Here is a 26,523-nt window from a genome sequence, read left to right on the forward strand (position 1 = left end):
TTGCCGTCCCCGCGGCGGCACACCCCGCGGGGACGACGGCGCGGCGGATCAGCGCAGCAGCCCCGCGTCCATTCCGGCCGACTCGGCGGGCAGCGCGACCAGCCCCAGCTCGGCCGGCGAGGCCAGCCGCGGGTGGGCGGGCAGCACCCGAACGGTGTAGCCGAACGGGCCGGTGCGGCAGAGCTCCAGCGAGCCCTCGTAGCGGGTGCGGCCGTCCAGGTCGGGCCCGCCGACCGGTTTGAGGGCGAGCAGGCAGGCGTCCGAGATGCCGTCCGACTCGTCCACCCGGCCGGAGACCACCTGGACCTCGACGTCGCCCGGCCCGAGCGTCCCGAGCGCGACCTGCACCCGCAGCTCCAGCGAGCTGCCCAGCTCCTGGGCCTCGGCCGGGCAGTCCGCCTCGACGTGCTCGACCCGGACGGCCGGCCAGGCCTCCCGGACCTTCGCCTTCCACACCGCCAGCTCCCGGGCGCAGCGGTTGCGGTCGGCCGCCAGCTCCCGCTGGGCCAGCGCGGCCGGCGTGTACAGCCGTTCGACGTACTCCCGGACCATCCGCCCGGCCAGCACCTTGGGCCCGAGGGTGACCAGGGTGTGCCGGACCATGGCGATCCAGTGGTGCGGCAGCCCGTCCGCGTCCCGGTCGTAGAAGCGGGCGGCGACCTGGTGCTCGATCAGGTCGTAGAGGGCGGCCGCCTCGATGTCGTCGCGCCGCTCGGCCTCGCCGCTGTCCGGGTCGAGCGCCCCGCCGCTCTCGTCGGCGGTGGGGATCGCCCAGCCGTTGCGGCCGTCGTACCACTCGTCCCACCAACCGTCCAGGACGGACAGGTTGAGGCAGCCGTTGAGCGCGGCCTTCATCCCGGAGGTGCCGCAGGCCTCCAGTGGGCGCAGCGGGTTGTTCAGCCAGACGTCGCAGCCCGGGTAGAGGTGCCGGGCCATCGCCATGTCGTAGTCCGGCAGGAAGACGATCCGGTGCCGGACGGCCGGGTCGTCGGCGAAGGCGACCATCTGCTGGATGAGCCGCTTGCCGCCGTCGTCGGCCGGGTGGGCCTTGCCGGCCACCACGATCTGCACCGGCCGGGTCGGGTGCAGCAGCAGGGCGCGCAGCCGCTCCGTGTCGCGCAGCATCAGGGTGAGCCGCTTGTACGAGGGCACCCGGCGGGCGAAGCCGATGGTGAGTACGTCGGGGTCGAGCACCGAGGAGACCCAGCCGAGCTCGGCCTCGCCGGCTCCGCGCTGGCGCCAGGAGGCGTGCAGCCGGCGGCGGGCCTCGTCCACCAGCTGGGCGCGCAGGGTGCGGCGCAGTTCCCAGATCTCGGAGTTGCCGATCGCTTCCAGGCCGGTCCAGCGGGTGGCCTCGCCGGTGGTCATGGCCTCCTCGGCGCGTTCGGCGCCGATCTCGGCGGCGCCGAGCCGGACGACGGCCGGGTCGATCCAGGTGGCGGCGTGCACGCCGTTGGTGACCGAGGTGATCGGCACCTCGTCGGCGTCGAAACCGGGCCAGAGGCCGTTGAACATCGAGCGGCTGACCTCGCCGTGCAGGGTGGAGACCCCGTTGGCGCGCTGGGCGAGCCGCAGGCCCATGGCGGCCATGTTGAACAGCTTCGGGTCGCCGCCGCGCCAGGTCTCGGCGCCGAGTGCGAGCACCTGGTCGACCGGGACGCCGGGCAGGGCGGCGTCCCCGCCGAAGTGGCGGGCGACCAGCTCGCGGTCGAAGCGGTCGATGCCGGCCGGCACGGGCGTGTGGGTGGTGAACAGGGTGCCGGCCCGGACGGACTCCAGGGCGGCGGCGAAGTCGGGGCCGGCGGTGTCGGGCCCGGCCGGGTCGGCGCCGGCCGCCTCCTCGGCGACGAGTTCGCGGATCCGTTCGACGCCGAGGAAGCCGGCGTGGCCCTCATTGGTGTGGAAGACCTCGGGGGCGGGGTGCCCGGTGAGCCGGCAGTAGGCGCGCACCGCCCGTACGCCGCCGATGCCGAGCAGCATCTCCTGCAGCAGCCGGTGTTCACTGCCGCCGCCGTACAGCCGGTCGGTGACGTCGCGTTCGGCGGGCGAGTTGGCCTCGATGTCGGAGTCGAGCAGCAGCAGCGGCACCCGGCCCACCTGGGCCTTCCAGATCCGGGCGGCGAGGGTGCGGCCGCCGGGCAGGGCGAGGTCGACCCGGCTGGGGGTGCCGTCGGCCTCCCGCAGCGGGCTGACCGCGAGCTCGTCCGGGTCGAGCAGCGGGTAGCGCTCCTGCTGCCAGCCGTCCCGGCTCAGGGACTGCCGGAAGTAGCCGTGCCGGTAGAACAGGCCGACGCCGATGACGGGGACGCCGAGGTCGCTGGCGGCCTTGAGGTGGTCGCCGGCGAGGATGCCGAGTCCGCCGGAGTACTGGGGCAGTGCGGCGGCGATGCCGTACTCGGGCGAGAAGTAGGCGATGGCGGCGGGCAGCGGGGCGGCACCGGTCTCCTGCTGCCGGGTCTGGTACCAGCGCGGGCCGGTCAGGTAGTCGCGCAGGTCGTCGGCGAGGTCGCCGAGTCTGCGCAGGAACCGCCGGTCGGCGGCGAGCGCGGCGAGCCTGGCGGCCGGGACCTCCCCGAGCAGCCGCACCGGGTCCTCGCCGGTCGCGGCCCAGACCTCCGGGTCCACGGACCGGAACAGGTCCCTGGTCTCGGGGTGCCAGGACCAGCGCAGGTTGAGGGCCAGCTCGTGCAGCGGCTGGAGTTGTTCGGGCAGGACGGTGCGGACGGTGAATCTGCGGATTGCCTTCACGGCGTGAAGCGTAGCCGCGGCGGTCGGCCCGGCAGTGCGTCAAGTGGGCTATTGGGCATCCGTTCGGGCTATTGATGAGATCGCATTCGGCGCATTGGTCTGCACGGGGGGCGCGCGAGGCGCACATTTCGGGGGCCCGCGCTACCAATACGTGAACTCTGCGGTACGGCTTCATTTCCGAGGGCGCATCCGCTCGGGAGAAGACCCGAAACTACTGTCGTACCGGTGCAAAAACCCGGTCACCGATGCGAGGATGACCGAAGGTCGTTGATGCTCCGGGGAGTCCGGCGACGGGTGGCGTCCCCCTTGAAGCAGCACGTCCGAATCCTTTTCGCGTTCGCTGTCCCCGTTCTCCGTAACCCATTCGGCGCTCACCGCACACTGACGCGTGTCCTCGGTACCGGCCTGCTCGTTCACGGGTGGACCGGGTCGCCCAGGGGCGTGACCCAGGAGGCGTGCGCCGGGACGCGCACGGGCTCGGGGGCGTCCCGCCACCGGCTCGGCGGGCGCCGGGCAGGTTGCCGGGGACAGCGGCGCGGGCAGGCTCCGGTCGCGCACGTCCTCCCCACCCAGCAGTCCTCCCGGTACTCCCCTGGCCCGCCCCCCGGCCCGCGGGAGCTGCCGCCGATCTCGGGCAGGAGCTTGGCATGCACGGCGACACGCGGGACCAGTCCACACCTGTGGCCGAAACCCTCGACGCAGCGGTCGCGGAATCCGCCGGACGGATGGATTCTGACACTCGGACAGATCCGGCGATGCCGTCGCCCAGGGTGTCCGGGGCGGTCCCTACCGGATCCTCCGAATCCCATCCCGCGGCAGCACAGCCCCCCGCGGCACCTCCCTCCGCGGCGGCCCCACAACCCGGGGCCGAGGAGGACCGGGCCGCGGCACCCCGCAGGCGCACCACCACGCGCCGCACCACCGCCACCGCGTCGGCCGCCACCCCGAAGGCCGGCGCCGGGACCGGTACCGCGCCGCGCCGTACGACCGCCGCGAAGGCCCCCACCGCAGGGGCCGCGAGCGCGCCGGGCACGCCCGCGCGCAAGCCGGCGGCCAAGAGCGCCGCCAAACGCCCCACGAAGACCGCCGCCCGCAAGACAGAGAGCGACACCGTGATCGGCCGCATCCCCGTCCTGGACGTCAGCCCCCTCGTCGACTCCGGCCGCCGCCCTGCCAAGGCCGTCGTCGGCGAGACCTTCCTGGTCACCGCGACCGTCTTCCGCGAGGGCCACGACGCCGTCAACGCCAACGTGGTGCTGCGCGACCCGCGCGGCCGCAGCGGCCCGCGGACACCGATGCGCGAGCTGGCCGAGGGCACCGACCGCTGGGGCGCGTACGTCACCCCGACCGCGCCCGGCCGCTGGTCGTACCTGGTGGAGGCGTGGAGCGACCCGATCGCCACCTGGCGCAAGGCCGCCGCGATCAAGCTGCCCGCCGGGATCGACACCGCGCTGGTCCTGGAGGAGGGCGCCCGGCTGCTGGACCAGGCCGCCGCCGGGGTGCCGAAGAAGGAGGGCCGCGCACACGTGCTGGCCGCCGCCGACGCGCTGCGCGACCCGGGGCTGCCGCCGCTGTCCCGGCTGGCCGCCGCACTGGCCCCCGAGGTGCTGGACCTGCTGACCCGCTACCCGCTGCGCGAACTGCTCAGCGCCTCCCGCCCGCTGCCGCTGCAGGTGGACCGCGAGCGTGCGCTGTTCGGCTCCTGGTACGAATTCTTCCCCCGCTCGGAGGGGGCCGTGGTGGACCCGAGCGGCGTCGAACCGCCGCGCTCGGGCACCCTGCGCACCGCCGCCGAGCGGCTGCCGGCCATCGCCGCGATGGGCTTCGACGTGGTCTACCTGCCGCCGGTGCACCCGATCGGCCGAGCCTTCCGCAAGGGCCCGGACAACACCCTGACGGCCGGTCCGCACGACGTCGGCTCGCCCTGGGCGATCGGCTCCCCCGAGGGCGGCCACGACGCGGTCCACCCCGACCTCGGCACCATCGAGGACTTCGACCACTTCGTCACCGAGGCCCGGGCGCTGAACCTGGAGGTGGCGCTGGACTTCGCCCTCCAGTGCTCCCCGGACCACCCCTGGGTGAACAAGCATCCGGAATGGTTCCACCACCGCGCGGACGGCACCATCGCGTACGCCGAGAACCCGCCGAAGAAGTACCAGGACATCTATCCGGTCAACTTCGATCAGGACATGGACGGAATCGTCAAGGAAACCGTCCGACTCCTGCGCTTCTGGATGTCCCACGGTGTTCGGATCTTCCGGGTCGACAACCCGCACACCAAGCCGGTGGTGTTCTGGGAGACGGTGCTCGCCGACATCGCCCGCACCGACCCCGATGTCGTGTTCCTGGCGGAGGCATTCACCCGCCCCGCGATGATGCACACCCTGGCGAAGATCGGATTCCACCAGTCGTACACGTACTTCACCTGGCGCACCACCAAGCCGGAACTCACCGAGTACCTCACCGAACTCACCGGTGACGCAGCGGCCTACATGCGCCCCAACTTCTTCGCCAACACCCCCGACATCCTGCACGAGTACCTCCAGCACGGCGGCCGCGCCGCCTTCGCGATCCGCGCCGTGCTCGCCGCCACCCTCTCCCCCAGCTACGGCATCTACGCCGGCTACGAGCTGTACGAGAACGAGCCGGCCCACCCGGGCTCCGAGGAGTACCTGCACTCGGAGAAGTACGAGCTGCGCCCGCGCGACTGGAACCGCACCGACACCCTCGCCCCGCTGCTCACCGTGCTCAACCGGCTGCGCCGGCGCCACCCCGCCCTGCAGCAGCTGCGCGACCTGCGCTTCCACCCCACCGACAACGACCGGGTGATCGCCTACTCCAAGACCGCGACCACCCCCGAGGGCCTCACCGACCAGGTCATCACCGTGGTCAACCTCGACCCGCACCACGTCCAGGAGGCCACCGTCACGCTCGACGGCGACGGCCCGTACGCGGTGCACGACGAGCTCACCGGCGCCGTCTACACCTGGGGCCGGCACAACTACGTCCGGCTCGATCCCTCAGCCGAGCCGGCCCACCTCCTCACGGTTCGGAGGAACCCAGCGTGACAGTGAACGAGCCCGTCCCCGACACCTTCCCGGAGACCTCGAAGAAGAACCTGGACCCCGAGTGGTTCAAGCGTGCGGTGTTCTACGAGGTGCTGGTGCGGTCCTTCCAGGACAGCAACGGCGACGGGGTCGGGGACCTCAAGGGGCTCACGGCCAAGCTCGACTACCTCCAGTGGCTCGGGATCGACTGCCTCTGGCTCCCCCCGTTCTTCGCCTCGCCGCTGCGCGACGGCGGGTACGACGTGTCCGACTACACCTCGGTGCTGCCGGAGTTCGGCGACCTCGCCGACTTCATGGAGTTCGTCGACGCCGCGCACGCCCGCGGCATGCGCGTGATCATCGACTTCGTCATGAACCACACCAGCGACCAGCACCCGTGGTTCCAGGCCTCCCGGACGGACCCGGACGGGCCGTACGGCGACTTCTACATGTGGGCCGACGACGACAAGCAGTACCCGGACGCCCGGATCATCTTCGTCGACACCGAGACCTCCAACTGGACCTACGACCCGGTCCGCAAGCAGTACTACTGGCACCGCTTCTTCTCGCACCAGCCGGACCTCAACTACGACAACCCCCGGGTCCAGGCCGAGATGATCGCGGGCCTGCGGTTCTGGCTCGACCTCGGCATCGACGGCTTCCGGCTCGACGCGGTGCCCTACCTGTTCGCCCGCGAGGGCACCAACTGCGAGAACCTGCCCGAGACCCACGAGTTCCTCCAGCGGGTCCGCAAGGAGATCGACGCCGACTACCCCGACACCGTGCTGCTCGCCGAGGCCAACCAGTGGCCGGAGGACGTCGTCGACTACTTCGGCGACTTCACCTCCGGCGGCGACGAGTGCCACATGGCGTTCCACTTCCCGGTGATGCCGCGGATCTTCATGGCGGTGCGCCGCGAATCCCGCTACCCGGTCTCGGAGATCCTCGCCAAGACCCCGCAGATCCCCAACGGCTGCCAGTGGGGCATCTTCCTGCGCAACCACGACGAGCTGACCCTGGAGATGGTCACCGACGAGGAGCGCGACTACATGTACGCGGAGTACGCCAAGGACCCGCGGATGCGCGCCAACGTGGGCATCCGCCGCCGGCTCGCCCCGCTGCTGGAGAACGACCGCAACCAGATCGAGCTCTTCACCGCCCTGCTGCTCTCCCTGCCCGGCTCCCCGGTCCTCTACTACGGGGACGAGATCGGCATGGGCGACAACATCTGGCTCGGCGACCGGGACGGCGTGCGCACGCCGATGCAGTGGACCCCGGACCGCAACGCGGGTTTCTCCTCCGCCGACCCGGGCAGGCTCAGTCTGCCGCCCATCATGGACCCGGTGTACGGCTATCAGGTGACCAACGTCGAAGCGCAGCAGAGCAGTTCGAGTTCGCTGCTGCACTGGACGCGTCGCATGATCGAGATCCGCAAGCTCAATCCGGCGTTCGGGCTCGGCAGCTACGCCGAACTGCCGTCCAGCAACCCCGCCGTGCTGGCCTTCGTGCGCGAGTACGAGGGGGACCTGGTCATGTGCGTGAACAACTTCTCGCGGTTCGCGCAGCCGACCGAGCTGGACCTGCGGCAGTACGGCGGGCGGTACCCGGTCGAGCTGATCGGCGGGGTGCGCTTCCCGTCGATCGGCGAGTGGCCCTACCTGCTCACCCTGGCCGGGCACGGCTTCTACTGGTTCCAGCTCCGGCAGCCCCCGCGCCTGAGCGGGACCAGGCGGTCGAAGTAACGATCCGCCGCACCCCGGCGAACCCGCCCCGACAGCACCACCAGACCCTCCGGGGGCGCCAGTTGGACCCGAGCGCCCCCGGAGTTCTCTGCACCACCGCGTACGGAGAACAGCCCAACGGCCACCCACACGAAGGCGTGACACCCGAGCCACGCTCGCGTGCCGCAACCGCCGCGCCGCCGAAATCCGGAAGACTGACGGACCCGGCCACGACCCGTCGGGCAGTCCGCGTGCTTCCGGGGAAAGGGAGTCATGTCCGAAACCTCCCGTTCTCAAGCCCATGTGCAGCACGACGCCCCGGCCGGCTCCCCCGCGCCGGCGGGCGCGCGGGGCACCGGGGCCCGGAGAACCGCCCTGGGAGTCAGCGAACTCGTCCAGGCGGCGCTGCCGCTGATCTCCGCGTGGCTGCCCACCCAGCGCTGGTACGCCGGCAAGGGGCGGCCCATCACCGGCCTCACCCCCGTGGTCGGCACCCCGCTGCAGGTCGGTGACCCGGCACTGCTGCACCTGCTGCTCCGGGTCGAGCACGCCACCACGGCCGGCGCCCCGCACGGGGACATCTACCAACTGCTGCTCGGGATCCGCTCCAACGGACTCGGCGACATCGGCCCCGGCGCCGTCCTCGGCCGGCTCAGCCAGGGCCCGTACGACGGCGCGACCCTCTACGACGCGGTGCACGACCCCGAACTCACCGGACGGCTGCTGGAACACCTCGCCACCGGCGACCGGTTCGGCTCGCTGTCCTTCCGCCGCACCCCCGGCTCCGGACTGCCCGCCAACCTCCCCGGCCGCGCCTCCACCGCCGAACAGTCCAACAGCTCCGTCATCTACGGCACCTCGTACATCCTCAAGCTGTTCCGCCGCATCCACCCCGGCACCAACCCCGACCTCGAACTCTCGCTCGCCCTCTCCCGGGCCGGCTCCACCCGGATCCCCCGGGTCGCCGCCTGGTTCGAGAGCCGGATGGAACGCGCCGAACCCGCCACCCTCGGACTCCTCCAGCGCTACCTGCCGGACGCCGAGGACGGCTGGGAACTCGCCCTCGACCAGGTCGGCCGGCTCAAGGGCGACCGCTCCCCCGGCAACTTCGCCATCGAGGCGCACCGGCTCGGCCGGGCCACCGCCGAAGTGCATCGGGTGCTCGCCCGCTCCATGCCCGTCGCCCGGCTCGACCGCACCCAGACCGGACGATTGGCCACCGCGATGGCCGACCGGCTCGACAGCGCCGTCGCCGCCGTCCCCGGACTGCTGCGCTTCCGCGCCGCGCTGCGCACCGCCTTCCAGCAACTCGCCGACGCCCACCCCGACGGCCTGCCCGTCCAGCGCATCCACGGCGACCTGCACCTCGGACAGGCGATGCGCACCCCGCACGGCTGGGTGCTGCTGGACTTCGAGGGCGAGCCGGCCAAGTCGGTCAACGAGCGCCGCGAACCGCAACCCGCCCTGCGCGACGTCGCCGCGATGCTCCGCTCCTTCGACTACGCCGCCGCCCACCTGCTGGCCGGCGGCCCGGTCGACCCGGAACTGGCCCATCTCGCCGCCGCCTGGGCCCAGCGCAACCGCACCGCCTTCTGCGCCGGCTACACCGCCGGGGGCGGCGCCGACCCGGCGGCCTCGCCGGAGCTGATGCGGGCGCTGGAGATCGACAAGGCGGTGTACGAGGTGGTGTACGAGGCCCGGCACCGGCCGAGCTGGCTGCCGATCCCGCTGGCCGCGATCAACCGGCTCGCCCTGTCCGTCTGATCCCGCCGACCCCGCTGTTCCCGCGCTCTCAGTCCGCCCGCCCGCCACGAGTTCGCACACCCCTGCCGCAGGAGGACCACGCCGTGACGCCGCTCGACCCGACCGGCCCCAACCACCCCGTTCCGGCCATCTTCCTGGCCGGGGCCGCCGCCTCCGCCCGGGCCGAGGAACCTGCGGCCGCCCTTCCGGCGGATCCTCCGACGGTCCCTTCCTCGGACGCCCCGGTCGGAGCTCTGCGCCTGCCGGAGGCGCCGCTGCCGCCGGCCGAGGTGGACCGGCTGGTGAACGGGCAGCACCACGACCCGCACGCGCTGCTCGGCGCCCACCCGGTGCACGGCGGCACGGCGATCCGGGTGCTGCGCCCCTTCGCCGAGCGGGTCGTCGTCGAGACGCCGCAGGGCCCGGCCGAACTCACCCACCAGCAGGGCGGGTTGTTCACCGGACTGGTGGCCGGCGACGAACTGCCGGACTACTCCCTGCTGGTGACCTACCCCGGCGGCGAGCCGATGCGCCAGGACGACGGCTACCGCACCCGCCCCACCCTCGGCGAACTCGACCTGCACCTGATCTCCGAGGGCCGGCACGAGCAGCTGTGGCGGGCACTCGGCTCGCACGTGCGCACCGTCGACGGCGTGCCCGGCACCGCCTTCGCGGTCTGGGCGCCGAACGCCGTCGGGGTGCGGCTGATCGGCGACTTCAACCACTGGAACGGCACCGGGCACCCGATGCGCTCGCTCGGCTCGTCCGGGATCTGGGAGCTGTTCGTCCCGGGCCTGGCCGAGGGCGCCACCTACAAGTACGAGGTGCACACCCGGCAGGGCTGGGTGCTCGACAAGGCCGACCCGCTGGCCCGGGCCGCCCAGTGCCCGCCCGGCACCGCCTCGGTGGTCACCTCCTCCTCGTACGCCTGGCAGGACGACGAGTGGATGGCCCGCCGCGCCCGCGCCACCCACCACCGGGCACCGATGTCGGTGTACGAGCTGCACCTGCCGTCCTGGCGCCCCGACCTCACCACCTACCGCGCCATCGCCGACGAACTCCCGCGCTACCTCAAGGAGTTGAACTTCACCCACGTGGAGTTCATGCCGGTGATGGAGCACCCCTTCGGCGGCTCCTGGGGCTACCAGGTGTCCGGCTACTACGCCCCCACCGCCCGGCTCGGCAGCCCCGACGACTTCCGTCACCTGGTGGACACCCTGCACCGGCACGGCATCGGCGTGATCGTCGACTGGGTGCCCGCGCACTTCCCCAAGGACGACTTCGCCCTCGCCCGCTTCGACGGCGAGCCGCTGTACGAGCCCGCCGACCCGCTGCGCGCCGAACACCCCGACTGGGGAACCCTGGAGTTCGACTACGGCCGCAAGGAGGTGCGCAACTTCCTGGTCGCCAACGCGGTCTACTGGTGCGAGGAGTTCCACATCGACGGCCTGCGGGTGGACGCCGTCGCCTCCATGCTCTACCTCGACTACTCCCGCGAGGGCGGCGCCTGGACGCCCAACCGGCACGGTGGCCGGGAGAACCTGGACGCGGCCTCCTTCCTGCAGGAGATGAACGCCACCGTCTACCGGCGCTGCCCCGGCGTGATCACCATCGCCGAGGAGTCCACCGCCTGGGACGGCGTCACCCGGCCCACCGACGCCGGCGGCCTCGGCTTCGGGCTGAAGTGGAACATGGGCTGGATGCACGACTCGCTGGTCTACATGTCCAAGGAGCCGGTGCACCGCAAGTACCACCACAACGAGATCACCTTCTCGATGGTGTACGCCTACTCCGAGAACTACATCCTGCCGATCTCGCACGACGAGGTCGTGCACGGCAAGCAGTCCCTGGTCTCCAAGATGCCCGGCGACTGGTGGCAGCAGCGCGCCAACCACCGCGCCTACCTGGGCTTCATGTGGTCCCACCCGGGCAAGCAACTGCTCTACATGGGGCAGGAGTTCGCCCAGGGCGCGGAGTGGGACCACGAGCAGGGCCCGCAGTGGTGGGTGCTCGACGAGCAGTGGCCGGCCCACCGGGACCACCTCGGGATGCGCCGCCTGGTCCGCGACCTCAACCGCAGCTACCTGGACACCCCCGCTCTGTGGGAGCTGGACACCACCCCGGACGGCTTCCGCTGGCTCGACGGCGGCGCCGCCGACGACAACCTGCTCTCCTTCGTCCGCTACGCCGCCGACGGCTCGCCGCTGGTCGCGGTCTGCAACTTCTCCCCGGTCGTCCGGCACGGCCGCCGGGTCGGCCTGCCCGGCCTGGACGGCCGCGACCAGCTGTGGGAGGAAGTGCTGAACACCGACGCCGAGGCCTACGGCGGCAGCGGCATCGGCAACTCCCACCCGGTCAAGGCCGAGCCGGTCGCATGGGACGGCCAGCCCCGTTCCGCCGAACTGATCCTCCCCCCACTCGCCACCATCTGGCTCCGCCCGTCCCGCTGACCACCGAGTGCCCGCCCGTCGCAACGGGCGGGCACTCACCTCGGAGCAGTGACCGGAAACCCGAGCTCCTCGGCTGCCCGGCCGAGCTCGCGGTCGTAGGTGACGAAGTCGGTGAGTTCGGCCCGGAACGGCTCGGCGCTGGCCAGATGGAGCGCGTCCAGCGATCCCAACCGTGGGGTGCGGTAGGCGAGCGCCCTGGCGAGCACCGCGCTGCTGAGGTCGACCCGGTAGGCGCCCCGGAGCGCTTGGTCGACGTGGTACGGGACCAGCTGGTGCGAGATGCCCGCTCGGAGCAGCGTGCGGGTGATCTCCAGTCGGGCCAGCTCGCTGGTGATCAATTCGGTGCCGTCGGGGAGCGCCTGCCGCCAAGCGCGCAGCGCGGCCGTCTCGGGCTCCGGCTTGATGAACTTGAGCAGCGCACACGAGTCGAGGTAGATCAACGGTTGCGCTCCCGGTCTCGGTCTTCGATCAGCAGGTCCGACAGGCTACCGACGTCCGGCAGCAGATCGAGGGCCAGTTCGGGCATGCCCTGGTCGGCGGGCGGCGTGACCTCGCCCGCCGCGACCATCCGTTCGAGGGTCGTCTCCGGAGCCGTTTCCGGCACCAGTCTCAGCACGGGCCGCCCGCGGTCGGTCACGACGATCGTCGCGCCGGCCCGGACCCGCGCGACTGCCTTCGACGGGTTCTGGTTCAGCTCACGCAGTCCCATGGTCTCCATACCAGCCAATGTAACTACATCATGTAGGTACATCAAGGGTGAAGGGCCGCGCAAATCCCGAGCTCAGGCCGTTCGCCCCTTGCCCGGCGGGGGCAGCTCTGCTCGCGGACGGGTGTTCGGGGTGCGAAGGTAGGGTCGATGTGACCACCTTCCGAGACGACGGGACGGAGACATCCACGTGGCGCGCAGCGTGTACGTGACCGGGATCGACCGGGGGGACGGCCGGCAGGCGGTCGAACTCGGGGTCATGGAACTGCTCACCCGCCAGGTGGACCGGGTCGGGGTCTTCCGCCCGCTGGTGCACGCCGCCGCGCCCGGGCAGCCGGGCTCGGACCACGTGGTCGAGCTGCTGCACGGCCGCTACCGGATCGACCTGCCGAGCTCCGAGCTGTACGGCCTCACCTACGAGGAGGCCGCGGCGCTGCAGGCCGCGCAGGGGCAGGACGAGCTGGTCTCCGTCCTGGTCGACCGCTTCCGCGCGCTGGAGCGGCGGTGCCAGGCCGTCCTGGTGCTCGGCACCGACTTCGCCGACACCAACATCCCGGACGAACTGGCCTTCAACGCCCGCCTGGCCAACGAGTTCGGCGCCGCGGTGCTGCCGGTGGTCGGCGGGCACAGCGAGGACCCGGAGGCCGTGATCGCCGAGGTCCGCAACGCCCACCGGGCGTACACCGACCTCGGCTGCGAGACCCTGGCGATGATCGCCAACCGGGTCGCCCCGGGCGCCAAGCAGCGGATCCAGCGGGCGCTCACCGAGAAGCTGCCGATCCCCGCCTACGTCATCCCGGAGGAGCCTGCCCTGGCCGCGCCGACCGTGGCGCAGCTGGTCGAGGCGACCGGCGCCGAGGTGCTGCTCGGCGACGCCGCCGGCCTGGCCCGCGACGTGCGCGGCTACGTCTTCGGCGGCGCCATGCTGCCGACCTTCCTCGACGCGCTGACCGAGGGCGCGCTGGTCGTCACCCCCGGGGACCGCGCGGACCTGGTGGTCGGCTCGCTGGCCGCGCACGCCGCCGGCGCCCCGCCGATCGCCGGCGTGCTGCTGACGCTGGGCCAGCACCCGGGCCCGAACGTGATGGCCCTGGCGGCCCGGCTCGCCCCCGGCACCCCGGTCGCAGTCGTCCCGGAGGGCAGCTGGCCGACCGCCGCCACCCTGACCCACCTGGAGGGCAAGCTCACCGCGGCCAGCCCGCGGAAGGCCGAGATCGCCCTCGGCCTGTTCGAACTGCACGTCGACACCGCCGAGTTGACCAACCGGATCGAGGTCGGCCGGTCCGAGCGGGTCACCCCGATGATGTTCGAGCACGAGCTGCTGGAGCGCGCCCGGGCCGCCCGCCGGCACGTCGTGCTGCCCGAGGGCACCGAGGAGCGGGTGCTGCGCGCGGCCGAGATCCTGCTGCGCCGCAACATCTGCGACCTCACCCTGCTCGGCGAGCCGGACGCGGTGCGCCGCAAGGCCGCGGGCCTGGGCATCGAGCTGCCGCAGCCGGAGGCGGGGGCCGACCGCGCCCAGGTCCGGATCGTCGACCCGACCACCAGCCCATTGCGCCGCCAGTTCGCCGAGCTGTACGCCCGGCTGCGGGCGCACAAGGGGATGACCGTCGAACTGGCCCTGGACGTGGTCACCGACGTCTCCTACTTCGGCACCCTGATGGTCCAGGAGGGCATCGCCGACGGCATGGTGTCCGGCGCGGTGCACTCCACCGCGGCCACCATCCGGCCCGCCTTCGAGGTGATCAAGACCTCGCCGGGCGCCTCGATCGTCTCCTCCGTCTTCTTCATGTGCCTGGCCGACAAGGTGCTGGTGTACGGCGACTGCGCGGTCAACCCCGACCCGGACGCCCAGCAGCTGGCCGACATCGCGATCCAGGCCGCCGCCACCGCCGCCCAGTTCGGGGTGGAGCCGAGGGTCGCGATGCTCTCCTACTCGACCGGGACCTCCGGCTCCGGCGCGGACGTCGACAAGGTGCGCAAGGCCACCGAGCTGGTCCGTGAGCTGCGGCCGGACATCCTGGTCGAGGGCCCGATCCAGTACGACGCGGCGGTGGACGAGCACGTCGCCGCCACCAAGCTGCCGGGCTCGCCGGTGGCCGGGCGGGCGAGCGTGCTGATCTTCCCTGACCTCAACACCGGCAACAACACCTACAAGGCCGTCCAGCGCTCGGCCGGGGCCGTCGCGGTCGGCCCGGTGCTGCAGGGGCTGCGCAAGCCCGTCAACGACCTCTCGCGCGGGGCGCTGGTGCAGGACATCGTCAACACCGTCGCGATCACCGCCATCCAGTCGCAGGACCGCAAGGAGCCGCAGGCATGAGTGAAGGAACGCGCGTTCTCGTGCTGAACGCCGGCTCCTCGTCGGTGAAGTACCAGCTGATCGACATGCTGGACGGCGCCCGGCTGGCCTCCGGGCTGGTCGAGCGGATCGGGGAGGCCGGCGGCCGCCTGGTGCACACCCCGCGCGCGGGCGAGCGGCGCGAGGCCTCGCAGGTCTTCCCGGACCACTCCGCCGCGCTCAAGGCCGTCGCCGAGGAGTTGGCCGCCGACGGCCTCGGGCTGGACTCCCCCGAGCTGGCCGCGATCGGCCACCGGGTGGTGCACGGCGGCAAGCGGTTCACCGAGCCGACCGTGATCACCGACGAGGTGCTGCGGGAGATCCGCCGGCTGATCCCGGTCGCCCCGCTGCACAACCCGGCCAACATCACCGGCATCGAGGTGGCCCGGGCGCTGCGCCCCGACCTCCCCCAGGTGGCCGTCTTCGACACCGCCTTCCACGCCTCGATGCCCGAGTACGCGGCCCGGTACGCCATCGACCGGGCCGTCGCCGACGAGCACCGGGTGCGCCGCTACGGCTTCCACGGCACCTCGCACCAGTACGTCTCGCGGGCCACCGCGCGGCTGCTCGGCAAGGACCCGGCCGAGGTCAACGTGATCGTGCTGCACCTGGGCAACGGCGCCTCCGCCTCGGCGGTCAGCGGCGGCCGCTGCGTGGACACCTCGATGGGCCTGACCCCGCTGGAGGGCCTGGTCATGGGCACCCGCTCGGGCGACATCGACGCCGGCGTGGTGTTCCACCTGCACCGGGTCGGCGGGCTGTCGATCGACGAGATCGACGACCTGCTCAACCGCCGCAGCGGCCTGCGCGGCCTGTGCGGCGAGAACGACATGCGCGAGATCATGCGGCGGGCGGACGAGGGAGACGCGGACGCCCGGCTCGCCTTCGACGCGTACGTCCACCGGCTGCGCAAGTACATCGGCGGCTACTACGCGGTGCTCGGCCGGGTGGACGCGATCGCGTTCACCGCGGGGGTCGGCGAGAACGCGGCGCCGGTGCGGGCGGCGGCCACCGCGGGGCTGGACGACCTGGGCATCGCCGTGGACCCGGAGCTGAACTCGGTGCGCTCGGGCGAGGCCCGGATCATCTCGCCCGAGTACGCCCGGGTGGCGGTCGCGGTGGTGCCCACCGACGAGGAGCTGGAGATCGCCCGGCAGGCCTTCGCGCTGGTGCACCGGGAGAGCCAGGAGTCCGCGGACTGACACGGAATCGTCTCACTCCGCGGAATTATTCGTCGGCGATTCCTACCGATACATGCCGAATGCGCCCATAACCCGAACAGATAGACTGATCGATATGCGCCGAGCGAAAATTGTCTGCACCCTGGGTCCGGCGACGGACTCCTACGAACAGCTGAAGGCCATCGTCGAGGCGGGCATGAACGTCGCCCGACTGAACATGAGCCACGGCAACCACGCTGACCACGAGGAGCGGTACCGCAAGGTCCGCCAGGTCTCGGAGGACACCGGCAAGGCCATCGGCGTCCTGGCCGACCTCCAGGGTCCGAAGATCCGTCTGGCGACCTTCGCCAACGGCCCGGTGACCGTCGACAACGGCGACGAGTTCACCATCACCACCGAGGACGTCCCCGGTGACCAGCACATCTGCGGCACCACCTACAAGGGCCTGCCCGGCGACGTGAAGCCCGGCGACCCGATCCTGATCAACGACGGCGTCATCGCCCTGGAGGTCGTCAGCGTCGACGGCCCGCGGGTGAAGACCGTGGTCGTCGAGGGCGGCGTGCTCTCGAACAACAAGGGCATCAACCTGCCCGGCGCGGCCGTGAACGTGCCCGCCCTGTCCGAGAAGGACAAGGACGACCTGCGCTTCGCACTGCGCCTGGGCGTCGACATGGTCGCCCTGTCCTTCGTCCGCAACGCGGAGGACATCAAGGACGTCCACGAGGTCATGGACGAGGTCGGCATCCGCGTGCCGGTCATCGCCAAGATCGAGAAGCCGCAGGCCGTCGAGGCCATGGAGGAGATCGTCCTCGCCTTCGACGCCATCATGGTCGCCCGCGGCGACCTCGCCGTGGAGTATCCGCTGGAGCGGGTCCCGCTGGTCCAGAAGCAGCTGGTCACCCTGGCCCGCCGCAACGCCAAGCCGGTCATCGTCGCCACCCAGATGATGGAGTCGATGATCCACGCCTCGCGCCCGACCCGCGCCGAGGTCTCCGACGTCGCCAACGCCATCCTGGACGGCGCCGACGCGGTCATGCTCTCCGCCGAGTCCAGCGTCGGCAAGTACCCGGTCGAGACCGTCCGCACCATGAGCCGGATCTGCGAGAAGGCCGAGGAGGAGCTGGTCTCCCAGGGCCTGCAGCCGCTCAACCCGGGCCGCAAGCCGCGCACCCAGGGCGGCTCGGTCGCCCGCGCCGCGTGCGAGCTGGGCGACTTCCTCGACGGCAAGGCGCTGGTCGCGTTCACCAAGTCCGGTGACACCGCCCGCCGGCTGTCGCGCTACCGCTCGCCGATCCCGGTGATCGCCTTCACCCCGGACACCGCGACCCGCAACCAGCTCTCGCTGAGCTGGGGCGTCGAGGCGTACGTGACCGAGCAGGTCGCCACCACCGACGCGATGGTCGCGCAGGTCGACCGCGAGCTGCTGAAGATGCGCCGGCTCGACGAGGGCGACACCGTCATCGTCACCGCCGGTGTGCCGGTCGGCATCCCCGGCACCACCAACATGGTGCAGGTTCACCACCTGGGCACCCGGGGCGAGTGAGCACCCGTCACGCCCGAACGCCCGTGGGGCGGTCCTCCTCGGAGGGCCGCCCCACGGGCGTTGTGCGTCGACTGCCGCTGCTCGCGGGCTGGTTGTCGCTACGTGCTGCTACTTGTCGCTGTAGGGCGCGTTGTCGTTGAACAGGTGCATCCCGGGGATGTGCAGGGTGCCGCCGAACTGGCCGGCCTGCTTGGCGGTGACGCCGGTCAGCTCCAGCTCCAGCGGGATCGGGATGGCGCCGATCAGGTCGTACAGCCAGCGCGGCAGGGTGTCCGGCGTCAGGGTGATCTCGCCCAGGTCGACCGGGAGCGGCAGGCCGAGCACCTTGGAGAGGTGGCCGGTCAGCCGTTCCACGTACATGGTGACCTGGCCGTTGCGCATGGTCGAGGTGGAACCCGGGGCGCCCTGGACGTGGAAGGTCACGCCGTTGCCCTCCAGGGTCGACATGTCGAGGTTGTCGATGTCCACGCTGTCGACCACGAACTTCAGCACCCGCTTGGTGCCGGTCGGGGTCTTCACGTCGTAGACGCCGTGGAACGCTGCGCCGTGCAGGGCGAGCCGGCTGGTGTTCAGCGTCCAGTTCTGCTCCGGGACGACCTGGCCGGAGGCGGCCGCACCGGCGGTCAGGCTCCGGGTGTCCACAGCGCAGTTGGGGTTGTCGGTGGGCGTCCCGGTGGGAGTGGGCGTCGCGGTGGGCGAGGCGGTGCCGGAGGCGCCCGCGGTGGGCGTCGCCTTGGGGCTCGCCTTGCCGGTCGGCGTCGCGGCGGCGGAGGGCGCGCCGCCGGACGGCTGGGCCGCGGTGGGCGCGGCGCCCTGGCCGGCGGCGGCCGGGGCCGGCTGGGCCGGGGTGCCCGCACGCGGAGCCGGGGCGGCCGGGGTGGGCGCGGGCGCCGGGGTCGTGCCCTGCGTGGCGGTGGCGCCGGCGGTCGGGCTGGCGCTCGGGCTGGGCGAGGCGCTCGGGTTCAGCAGGTGGTTGATGCCGCCGACGATGTCGTCGATCAGGCCCGTCCGGGCCACCGTGCCGGTGCCGGTGCTGCTGTCCGGGTAGACCGCGCTGCTCGCCACCGAGCCGCCGTTGGTGGCCGAGCGGGCGGCGGGCGGCTGGGTGGTCGGCGTCGAGGCGGACGGCGGCTTGACCGGCGAGGTGGGCTGCTGGACGGGAGCGCCGGTCGGCGCCTGGGTCGGCACCTGGGTGGGCGTGTGGGTCGGTGCTTGGGTCGGCGTCTGGGTGGGCGCCGTGCTCGGCACGGTGGACGGGCCCGGCGGCTCGGGCAGCTCGCTCTTGGGGACGGGCGTCTCGATCGGCGCGACGTCCGGCACGGCCACCGGCGCGTTCCCGCACGGCTTGCCCGCCGCGGACTCGGCGAGCGCCGGGTTGGGCGTGTAGGCGGCGGCCATCAGCAGCGCGGTCGGCACCGCGGCCATGGCCAGCGCACGGCCTCTCAGCCGGGCCCGTACGGGCGTGCGCGGGGCCGCGTGCCGGCCGGAACGCTGCGCGGGGACGGCTGTGCCGTCGGCTTGCTCGGCCGGCCCGGTCACCGTGCCCCCTCCGGATCAGCGGCGCCGGCCTGCTTCGGGAGGGTGGCACCGGCGGCCGGTTCGGCGGCGGCACCGGCGCCCGGCTCCTGCGGCGCGCCCTGGGCGGGCAGCTGGGCGGTGGGCGTCTCGGCGGTGGGCGTCTCGGCGGCGGTGTCTGCGGCGGTGTCTGCGGCGGTGGGTGCCTCAGCCGGCTCGGCGGCGACGCTCTCCGCCACCGCGTTCCCGGCCTCGGCCGCCTTGCCCTTGCGGCGGCGCCGGTGCGCCGACTCGGCCTTGGGCTCCGGCAGCGGCGCCCAGGAGACCATCAGGCCGCCGCCGATCAGGCCCGGCAGCAGCGCCAGTCCGAAGCCCGCCAGGTTGGAGACCGGTATGGAGATCAGCGTGAGCAGGATGGTCGCGATGCCCGCGAAGACCCGGACGGCGGGCTGGAACCACCCGGTGAGCCCGAGGATGATCATCAGCACCCCGATGATCATCGACCCGGCGCCGGCCGTGGTGGACATCGCGATGGTCAGGCCGCCGAGCGACAGGTGCGCGTACGGGAAGTAGAGGATCGGGCCGCCGGCGATCATGGCCAGCAGGCCGCCCCAGAAGGGCCTGGTGCGGCGGAATTCACGGAAGTGCCGCCAGAGCCACCCGATCGGATTCTGGTGGCCGGTCCGGGGTTCGACCGTTGCGCTGGACATGGTGCAGCTCCTCGACATCGCTACGAGGGAAGAACGATTGGCATGAGGCCGGGAACGGCGGTGATGACCCCGCCGCCCCCGGCCCGCGAAGACCCGTCAGTCGGGCGCGCCCGTGGGCGCACCGTCAGGAAGGGCTCAGAAGCACTCGATGCCCGGGCCGTCGCCCTTCTTGAGCGACAGGTTCAGGCCGCTCAGGACGAAGTTGCCGGCCGAGGTGGCGCGGGCGGTCTGCTGGACGTTGTCCAGGATGGCCGAGTCCGCGGCCTGGGCGAAGCCGGTGGCACCGGTCGGCAGGCCCTTGCCGCCACCCGCGTCGGTGACCTTCTGGTGAGGCTTCCAGCCCTGGGTCGCCGCACCGGAAAGCGTGGAGGCGTCCTGGCCGATGTTGATGTTCTTGAATGTCGCGTCGGCCTTCAGCTGCTCCAGGTCGATGAGCAGGTTGTCGGCGTGCACCGGCTTGCTGCCCGGGCCACCGGCGTTCAGCTGGAGGGTGATCTTCCCGAGGCCGAAGCCGGACAGGTCGGTCACCACGGACTGGCACAGGTTGGTGATGTCGGCCGAGTCGAAGGCCGAGACGGCGACCGGGTGCGGCTGGCCGCTGGCCTCGATGTCGACGGTGCCGAACTGCGCGAAGTGACTGCCCTCAAGGTGGGTGGTGCTCACCTTGAACTGCTGGCCGGAAATGCTGAACGAGGCGGCGAGCGCACTGTTGGCGATCGACACGCCGACCATCGCGGTGGCCGCGACGCTCGGCACCATCACCAGGGCGAAGCGCTTCCAGCGGGTCTTGCCGTAGGTCTGGGACATGCGAGTCCTCCTTCTAGGACGTACATCTCCGGCTCCCCGGCGGCGCGTCCAGCGCCGGTGGGGGCCTGGGATGGGAGAGAGCTACGTCCTCGGTAGCGGAGAGCGCCTTGGGCGTCGTCGGACGCGGGAGCGGCCTGCGTACAGCGGCCCTCCCGGCCGAGCACCGACCGTCCTTGCGGGGCGGCGGGCAGGACCGACGACATCGGCGATCACCCCCGAGCGACAACCAGCGACCGCGCAGGGCCGCGCGGCCGTAAAAGGACAGGAACCGCCGTGGGACCGCGGATACCCCCCTGCCCTCCCTACCGCCGGCCGGGGCCGGCGGATCGCCCGGTGGGGATCCCGCGCTCCGCGTGCCGACCGGCTGTCGGAGGGTGTGGAGTCTGGGACCGGGCGTCGCCGATCGTGCTTGAATCCCGGGCGAAGCACAAGGGGTGCCTTACTGACGGGTAATGCAACATCCGGCGACGTCGATCATGAAATGCGCGCGATTTATACCGTGCGTGACGACTTGGCGGAAACTGGACGGCGAAATCTGCCGGAAACACGAGCGAAACACCCGTGGGTGATCACTTAGCGTGACCACCCACGGGTGAAATCAAGATTTGGTAAACGTCCGCCCGGTTGACCGGATTGTCGCCAAATCACCTGGCGACACCGCAGGTCATCCGCTGTGCCAGACCATGCGCCCGGACCGGACGCGGACCGCGCCCGAACCGGGCCCGCGGCAGCCTCAGAACAGCACGCGCGCCAGCGCCGCACGGGCCGTGACGACCCGCGGGTCCTCCGGGCCGATCACCTCGAACAGCTCCAGCAGGCGCAGCCGGACGGTGTCCCGGTCCTCGCCGGCCGTCCGCCCGACGGTGTCCACCAGGCGCCCGAAGGCGTCCTCGACGTGGCCGCCGACCAGGTCCAGGTCGGCGGCCTGGAGCTGGACCCCGACGTCCTTCGGGTCGGCCGCGGCCGCCGCCCGGACGGTCTGCAGGTCCAGGCCCTCGATCCGCTGCAGCAGTTCGGCCTGGGCCAGGCCCAACTTCGCCTCGGTGTTGCCGGGTTCGCCGGCCAGCACGTTCTTGTACGCCTGGATGGCACCGCCCAGGTCGCCGGCGTCCAGCGCGTCGTGCGCGGCGGACAGCGCCGGGTCCTCGGGGCGCTGCGGGGCGGCGGCCGGGGCCTCGCCCGGGGCGACCGCGCCGCCGGCCAGGCCCCCCACGCCGAAGCGCTGCTCGGCGACCAGGATCAGCTGGTCCAGCACCTTGCGGACGTTGGCGGCGCTCTCCGCGCCCTGGAACAGCGGCACCAGCTGGCCGGCCACCACGGCCATCACGGCCGGGATGCCCTGGATGCCGAACTGCTGGGCGAGCAGCTGGTTGGCGTCCACGTCGATCTTGGCGAGCACGAAGCGGCCGGCGTACTCCTCGGCCAGGCCCTCCAGGATCGGGCTGAGCTGCTTGCAGGGGCCGCACCACTCGGCCCAGAAGTCGATGACGACCGGCACCTCGGTGGAGCGCTGGACGACCTCCGCCTCGAAGGTGTCCTCGGTGACGTCGATGACGAGCTGGTGGACGGGCTGGGCGACGGCGGAGCCGTCCGCTTCGGCGGCGGCGGCCTGACGGGCCCGCTCGGCCCGGGCCTGCTCGGCCTTCTGGGCGGCCTCGCCGGCCGCCTTCACTGCGGCGAGGTCGACCGCACCGCGCAGGGCGGAGCTGTTGAGACGCGAATTCCGTGGCTGCATGAGACCATCCTCCCCCGTCCGCGCTGCTCGCGGGCACCAACCTCGGGAAAGTCGCCCCGCGCGGGCCGCGCGGTGCGGGTTCCCGGCCGTCGTGCCCGTCCCCCGGTAGCCTGAACCGTTCGGCGCGGATCCCCACCCGCACCTTCGCCGCCCCCGTCCCACGGGGTGCGGCGCCTGGTTGTCACTGCTTTCGCTACGAGTCGTAGCGTAACTGGAGCCGGTGCCCCGCCCGCAAGCCCCACCGGCGGTTCGGGGACGTGACCTGCCCCACTTTCCCGGGCGGCCCGACTGCCCGAATCGGCCGACAGTCGCTACCGTTACCAGCCCCACCCAAGTTACTTACCAGTACAGCGCAAGGAGGCCCGGTGCCGGCCGCCCAGCCCCCCGCCAGCCCGGAGAGCCCGCACCTGGCGTCCCCCGCCCGGACGAGCACCGCCCCGGACGCCGCGCAACCGGCCCCCGAGGCCGCCAACGCCGCCCGTGCCAAGGGCCGTCCGCGCAGCGCCGCCGCCGACCGCGCGATCCTCGACGCCACCCGCGAAGCCCTCGCCGAACACGGCTGGGGTGGACTCACCATGGGCCACGTGGCGAGCCGCGCCGGCGTCGCCAAGACCACCCTCTACCGCCGCTGGCCGTCCAAGAACGAACTGGTGGTCGACGCCGTCGCCACCCTCTTCGACGAGCTGGTGATGCCCGACCTCGGCAGCCTGCGGGCCGACATCGAGGCCGTGGTCGCCCAGTTCGCCGACCTGCTGGCCCGGCCGGAGACCCAGGCCGCCCTGCTCGCCCTGTTCGCCGAGGGCATCCGGGACCGCCAGCTGCACCGCCGCATCCGCGAGGCCATCGTCGACCCGCAGAAGCGGCTGGTCCGCCAGGGCCGGGCGGCCGCCCAGGCCCGCGGCGAACTGGAGGCCGACACCGACGCCGCAGCGGCCCGCGAGGAGGTCGACATCATCTTCGACACCATCGCCGGCACCGTCGAACACCGCGTCCTGGTCAGCGGCGAACCCATCACCCCGGCCTGGACCCGCCGCTTCACCGACCTCCTCCTCGGCGCCCTCGCCACCACCGCCTGACCCCACCCGCCCGGGAACGGCGAAGCCGCCCGTACGGAATCCCCGTACGGGCGGCAGTCACGCGCTCGCTCAGAACAGCGTGATCAGAACATCGCGTTCTCCTGGTAGGTGCCCCACTCCTGGCGGAGTGCGTTGCAGATCTCGCCGAGCGTCGCCTCGGCACGCACCGCGTCCAGCATCGGCGGGATCATCGACTCGCCCGAACGCGCAGCCGCCAGCATGGCGTCCAGCCCGGCCCGGACGGCCGCCTCGTCCCGCGCCGCCTTGCGCGCGCGCAGCACGCGCACCTGCTCGCGCTCGACCTCGTGGCTGACCCGCAGGATCTCCAACTCGGGGGTGACGCTGCGCGGGTGGCAGTTGACGCCGACCACGCGCTTCTCGCCCTTCTCCACGCCCTGCTGGTACTGGAAGGCCGCCTCGGCGATCTCCCCGGTGAACCAGCCCTCCTCGATGCCGCGCAGGATGCCGGAGGTGATCGGGCCGATCTCGTGGCCCTCGCGGCCCTTGTCCAGACGTGCCTTGTTCAAGATCTGCTGGAAGATCGCCTCGGCCTGCTGCTCGATCCGGTCGGTCAGCGCCTCGACGTACCAGGAACCGCCCAGCGGGTCGGCCACGTTGGCGACGCCGGTCTCCTCCATCAGCACCTGCTGGGTGCGCAGGGCGATCTCGGCGGCCTGCTCGGAGGGCAGCGCCAGGGTCTCGTCCAGGGCGTTGGTGTGCAGCGAGTTGGTGCCGCCGAGCACCGCGGCCAGCGCCTCGACGGCGGTGCGGACCACGTTGTTGTACGGCTGCTGCGCGGTGAGCGAGACACCCGCGGTCTGGGTGTGGAAGCGCAGCCACTGCGCCTTGTCGGTCTTGGCGCCGAAGCGGTCGCGCATCCAGCGGGCCCAGATCCGGCGCGCGGCGCGGAACTTGGCGATCTCCTCGAAGAAGTCCAGGTGCGCGTCGAAGAAGAAGGACAGGCCGGGCGCGAAGACGTCCACGTCCAGGCCGCGGGACAGGCCCAGCTCGACGTAGGCGAAGCCGTCCGCGAGGGTGTACGCCAGCTCCTGCGCGGCCGTCGCCCCGGCCTCGCGGATGTGGTAGCCGGAGACGGACAGCGGCTTGTACGCGGGGATGCCCTCCGCGCAGTACGCCATCAGGTCGCCGATCAGGCGCAGGTGCGGCTCCGGGGCGAAGAGCCACTCCTTCTGCGCGATGTACTCCTTGAAGATGTCCGTCTGCAGGGTGCCGTTGAGCACCGCCGGGTCCACGCCCTGGCGCTCGGCGGCGACCAGGTACATGCAGAAGATCGGGACGGCCGGGCCGCTGATCGTCATCGAGGTGGTGACCTCGCCGAGCGGGATGCCCTGGAACAGCACCTCCATGTCGGCCGCCGAGTCGATGGCCACGCCGCAGTGGCCGACCTCGCCGAGCGACTTGGGGTCGTCGGAGTCGTAGCCCATCAGGGTGGGCATGTCGAAGGCGACCGAGAGGCCGCCGCCGCCCGCGTCCAGGATCATCCGGTAGCGCTCGTTGGTCTGCTGCGCGTTGCCGAAGCCGGCGAACTGGCGGATGGTCCAGGTGCGGCCCCGGTAGCCGGTGGGGTGCAGACCGCGGGTGTACGGGTACTCGCCCGGCCAGCCGATCCGCTCGAAGCCCTCGTAGGGCTGCCCGGCCGGCGGGCCGTAGACCGGCTCGACCTCGTCACCGGAGAGGGTGGTGAAGTCCGCGTCCCGCTTCCGGGCCTTGTCGTACCGCTGCTGCCAGCGCTGCCGGCCGCGCTCGATCTCCTCGGCGTCCATGACCCCGAACTCCGCTCAGTACGGCCGCCACGGGCGATGGCGGCACAGCTATTAGGACGTCCTACTAATTTACTCGGACGTCCTAGTACTTGTCGATGGCAGCAGGCCGGACGGGGGACGCCTGCGGCGGGCAGCGGGGGAAGGGGTGGGGGCGCGGACGGATGGCAGCAGGCCGGACGGGGGACGCCTGCGGCGGGGACTGCCTCCGCGACTCCGCGACGAGGCCTCCTTGCCCGGAACGCCGAGAGGGCCCCTTCCCCACCCGGGGAAGGGGCCCTCTCGTGGCCGGTCGGCTCAGACGCCGGCCGGCTGGCGGGCGCCGGCACCCGCCGTCAGCTGTTCGGCGGCCTCGCCGGCCACCTTGCGCTCGAAGACGAAGGAGAGGAACGGGATGCAGCCCGCCGCCAGGGTCAGCACCAGTCGGCCGAGCGGCCACTTCAGCTTCTGCCCGAGCAGGAAGGTCACCACGAAGTACCCGATGTACAGGTACCCGTGCAGCATCGCGACGTAGGTGGTCACTTCCTCGGCCTTGCCGAAGCCGTACTTGGCGACCATGAAGCCGCAGAACACCAGCAGCGCCACACCGGTCGCAATGGCCAGGGCCCGGTACCAGCCCAGCAGGGGGGTCGCCTTCATAGTCTTCCTCGCGTCGCTCGGCAGTTTCGGCCGGTACGCCCGGATCCGCGCACCGCTCCCACGAGGGTAGCCGCCCTCACGGCGTCCCCTCCGCAGCCCCCTCCGCGGTCCCGGCCACAGCCCCGGCCGCAGCTCGCGCCGCCGCCTCCTCGCCCGACTCGTCGAAGTCGCCGGCCGCGACCCGCAGCGGCCTGAGCAGCTCGAACACCTGACGGCACTGCTCGGGCCCGTACTCCTCCAGCCCGAACTCCATCGCCATCAGCTCCCGGGTGGCCTCCTCGACCACCTCGCGGCCGCGCCCGGTGATCGTGGCCAGCACGCCGCGGCCGTCCAGCGGGTTGGGGCGGCGGGCGACCAGGCCGGCCCGCTCCAGGCGGTCGACGGTGTTGGTCACGCTGGTCGGGTGGACCATGAGCCGCTCGCCGATCTTGGAGAGCGAGAGCTCCCCGGTCCGGCTGAAGGTGAGCAGCACCAGTGCCTCGTAGCGGGCGAAGGTCAGCCCGTACGGCTTGAGCACCGCGTCCACCCGGGAGAGCAGGATCTGGTGGGCGCGCATGATCGAGGTGATCGCCGCCATCGAGGGGACTCCGCCCCATCGGCGGGTCCACAGCTCGTCGGCGCGGGCGATCGGGTCGAAGTCGAGAGCGAGGGGCTTGGCCACCTCCCAACCGTACCGGCGGACCGAACGGGTGATACCAGCTGTCCTGATGGTGGACAAGCGGGATGGGTGGCGAGATCCCGCCAATCGGACGGCCAGGTCCATACCAGGACATTGCACGGGCG

At 72.2% G+C, this 26,523-nt stretch carries 18 protein-coding genes; 8 read left to right on the forward strand and 10 right to left on the reverse strand.

Features of this window, described 5'->3' with window-relative positions; all coding sequences use genetic code 11:
- Window positions 1-48 precede the first annotated feature (48 nt).
- Window positions 49-2,748, reverse strand: a complete 2,700-nt coding sequence (gene glgP / locus CRP52_RS10765; protein WP_097236191.1) for an alpha-glucan family phosphorylase — start codon at window positions 2,746-2,748, stop codon at window positions 49-51.
- A gap of 1,112 nt (window positions 2,749-3,860) precedes the next feature.
- Between glgP and CRP52_RS10770 the strand changes: the two genes are divergently transcribed.
- The 4 genes from CRP52_RS10770 to glgB all read left to right on the forward strand — a co-directional run bounded on the left by CRP52_RS10770 (window position 3,861) and on the right by glgB (window position 11,709).
- Complete coding sequence (locus tag CRP52_RS10770) at window positions 3,861-5,816, forward strand: alpha-1,4-glucan--maltose-1-phosphate maltosyltransferase (RefSeq protein ID WP_097239996.1); 1,956 nt, start codon at window positions 3,861-3,863, stop codon at window positions 5,814-5,816.
- Window positions 5,813-7,537, forward strand: a complete 1,725-nt coding sequence (gene treS / locus CRP52_RS10775; RefSeq protein ID WP_097236192.1) for a maltose alpha-D-glucosyltransferase — start codon at window positions 5,813-5,815, stop codon at window positions 7,535-7,537. The genes CRP52_RS10770 and treS overlap by 4 nt, the downstream gene beginning before the upstream one ends.
- 252 nt (window positions 7,538-7,789) lie before the next feature.
- Window positions 7,790-9,280, forward strand: coding sequence for a maltokinase N-terminal cap-like domain-containing protein (locus CRP52_RS10780; protein WP_107474892.1), 1,491 nt, complete (start codon window positions 7,790-7,792; stop codon window positions 9,278-9,280).
- A gap of 83 nt (window positions 9,281-9,363) precedes the next feature.
- Window positions 9,364-11,709 carry a 1,4-alpha-glucan branching protein GlgB gene (gene glgB, locus CRP52_RS10785; protein ID WP_257032409.1) on the forward strand — a complete coding sequence of 782 codons (2,346 nt, stop codon included), beginning with the start codon at window positions 9,364-9,366 and terminating at the stop codon, window positions 11,707-11,709.
- 35 nt (window positions 11,710-11,744) lie between these two features.
- On the opposite strand, the gene CRP52_RS10790 is transcribed toward glgB, so the two are convergent.
- The gene (locus CRP52_RS10790) at window positions 11,745-12,149 is read right to left on the reverse strand and encodes a type II toxin-antitoxin system VapC family toxin (protein WP_097236194.1); all 405 of its coding nucleotides are present in this window, start codon (window positions 12,147-12,149) and stop codon (window positions 11,745-11,747) included.
- Window positions 12,146-12,427: a type II toxin-antitoxin system Phd/YefM family antitoxin gene (locus CRP52_RS10795; RefSeq protein ID WP_097236195.1), complete on the reverse strand. Its 282-nt coding sequence runs from the start codon at window positions 12,425-12,427 to the stop codon at window positions 12,146-12,148. Before CRP52_RS10795 ends, CRP52_RS10790 begins: the two co-directional genes overlap by 4 nt.
- Window positions 12,428-12,605: 178 nt before the next feature.
- Here CRP52_RS10795 and pta point away from each other — a divergent pair, with 178 nt between their 5' ends.
- The 3 genes from pta to pyk all read left to right on the forward strand — a co-directional run bounded on the left by pta (window position 12,606) and on the right by pyk (window position 17,477).
- A complete protein-coding gene (gene pta / locus CRP52_RS10800) occupies window positions 12,606-14,735 on the forward strand; it encodes a phosphate acetyltransferase (RefSeq protein WP_097236196.1) in 2,130 nt (709 codons plus the stop codon).
- Window positions 14,732-15,955 carry an acetate kinase gene (locus tag CRP52_RS10805; RefSeq protein WP_097236197.1) on the forward strand — a complete coding sequence of 408 codons (1,224 nt, stop codon included), beginning with the start codon at window positions 14,732-14,734 and terminating at the stop codon, window positions 15,953-15,955. The genes pta and CRP52_RS10805 overlap by 4 nt, the downstream gene beginning before the upstream one ends.
- A gap of 94 nt (window positions 15,956-16,049) precedes the next feature.
- Window positions 16,050-17,477: a pyruvate kinase gene (gene pyk, locus CRP52_RS10810; RefSeq protein WP_097236198.1), complete on the forward strand. Its 1,428-nt coding sequence runs from the start codon at window positions 16,050-16,052 to the stop codon at window positions 17,475-17,477.
- A gap of 108 nt (window positions 17,478-17,585) precedes the next feature.
- On the opposite strand, the gene CRP52_RS10815 is transcribed toward pyk, so the two are convergent.
- The 4 genes from CRP52_RS10815 to CRP52_RS10830 form a co-directional block, all read right to left on the reverse strand.
- Window positions 17,586-19,016, reverse strand: a complete 1,431-nt coding sequence (locus tag CRP52_RS10815) for a hypothetical protein (protein ID WP_097236199.1) — start codon at window positions 19,014-19,016, stop codon at window positions 17,586-17,588.
- Window positions 19,013-19,702 carry a DUF6114 domain-containing protein gene (locus tag CRP52_RS10820; protein ID WP_097236200.1) on the reverse strand — a complete coding sequence of 230 codons (690 nt, stop codon included), beginning with the start codon at window positions 19,700-19,702 and terminating at the stop codon, window positions 19,013-19,015. Before CRP52_RS10820 ends, CRP52_RS10815 begins: the two co-directional genes overlap by 4 nt.
- A 135-nt stretch (window positions 19,703-19,837) precedes the next feature.
- Entirely contained in the window at window positions 19,838-20,509 is a 672-nt protein-coding gene (locus CRP52_RS10825) for a DUF6230 family protein (protein ID WP_097236201.1), read from the reverse strand.
- Between the two features lie 733 nt (window positions 20,510-21,242).
- On the reverse strand, window positions 21,243-22,244 hold the full coding sequence (locus tag CRP52_RS10830) for a tetratricopeptide repeat protein (RefSeq protein ID WP_097236202.1): 1,002 nt from the start codon (window positions 22,242-22,244) through the stop codon (window positions 21,243-21,245).
- A 521-nt stretch (window positions 22,245-22,765) separates the two neighbouring features.
- On the opposite strand from CRP52_RS10830, the gene CRP52_RS10835 reads away from it, so the two are divergent.
- Window positions 22,766-23,320, forward strand: a complete 555-nt coding sequence (locus tag CRP52_RS10835; RefSeq protein ID WP_257033042.1) for a TetR/AcrR family transcriptional regulator — start codon at window positions 22,766-22,768, stop codon at window positions 23,318-23,320.
- Window positions 23,321-23,403: 83 nt separating this feature from the next.
- Here CRP52_RS10835 and CRP52_RS10840 read toward each other — a convergent pair whose 3' ends face one another.
- From CRP52_RS10840 to CRP52_RS10850, 3 genes are all read right to left on the reverse strand, one after another.
- A complete protein-coding gene (locus tag CRP52_RS10840; protein WP_097236203.1) occupies window positions 23,404-25,104 on the reverse strand; it encodes an acyl-CoA mutase large subunit family protein in 1,701 nt (566 codons plus the stop codon).
- A 294-nt stretch (window positions 25,105-25,398) separates the two neighbouring features.
- Window positions 25,399-25,740 (reverse strand): DUF3817 domain-containing protein, encoded by a 342-nt coding sequence (locus CRP52_RS10845; RefSeq protein ID WP_097236204.1) that lies wholly within the window; start codon window positions 25,738-25,740, stop codon window positions 25,399-25,401.
- A gap of 76 nt (window positions 25,741-25,816) precedes the next feature.
- Window positions 25,817-26,401, reverse strand: coding sequence for a MarR family winged helix-turn-helix transcriptional regulator (locus CRP52_RS10850; protein ID WP_097236205.1), 585 nt, complete (start codon window positions 26,399-26,401; stop codon window positions 25,817-25,819).
- Between the last annotated feature and the right edge of the window lie 122 nt (window positions 26,402-26,523).

Origin of the sequence: Streptomyces sp. 1331.2 (genome assembly GCF_900199205.1) — a bacterium.
In the GTDB taxonomy this organism is placed as follows: domain Bacteria; phylum Actinomycetota; class Actinomycetes; order Streptomycetales; family Streptomycetaceae; genus Kitasatospora.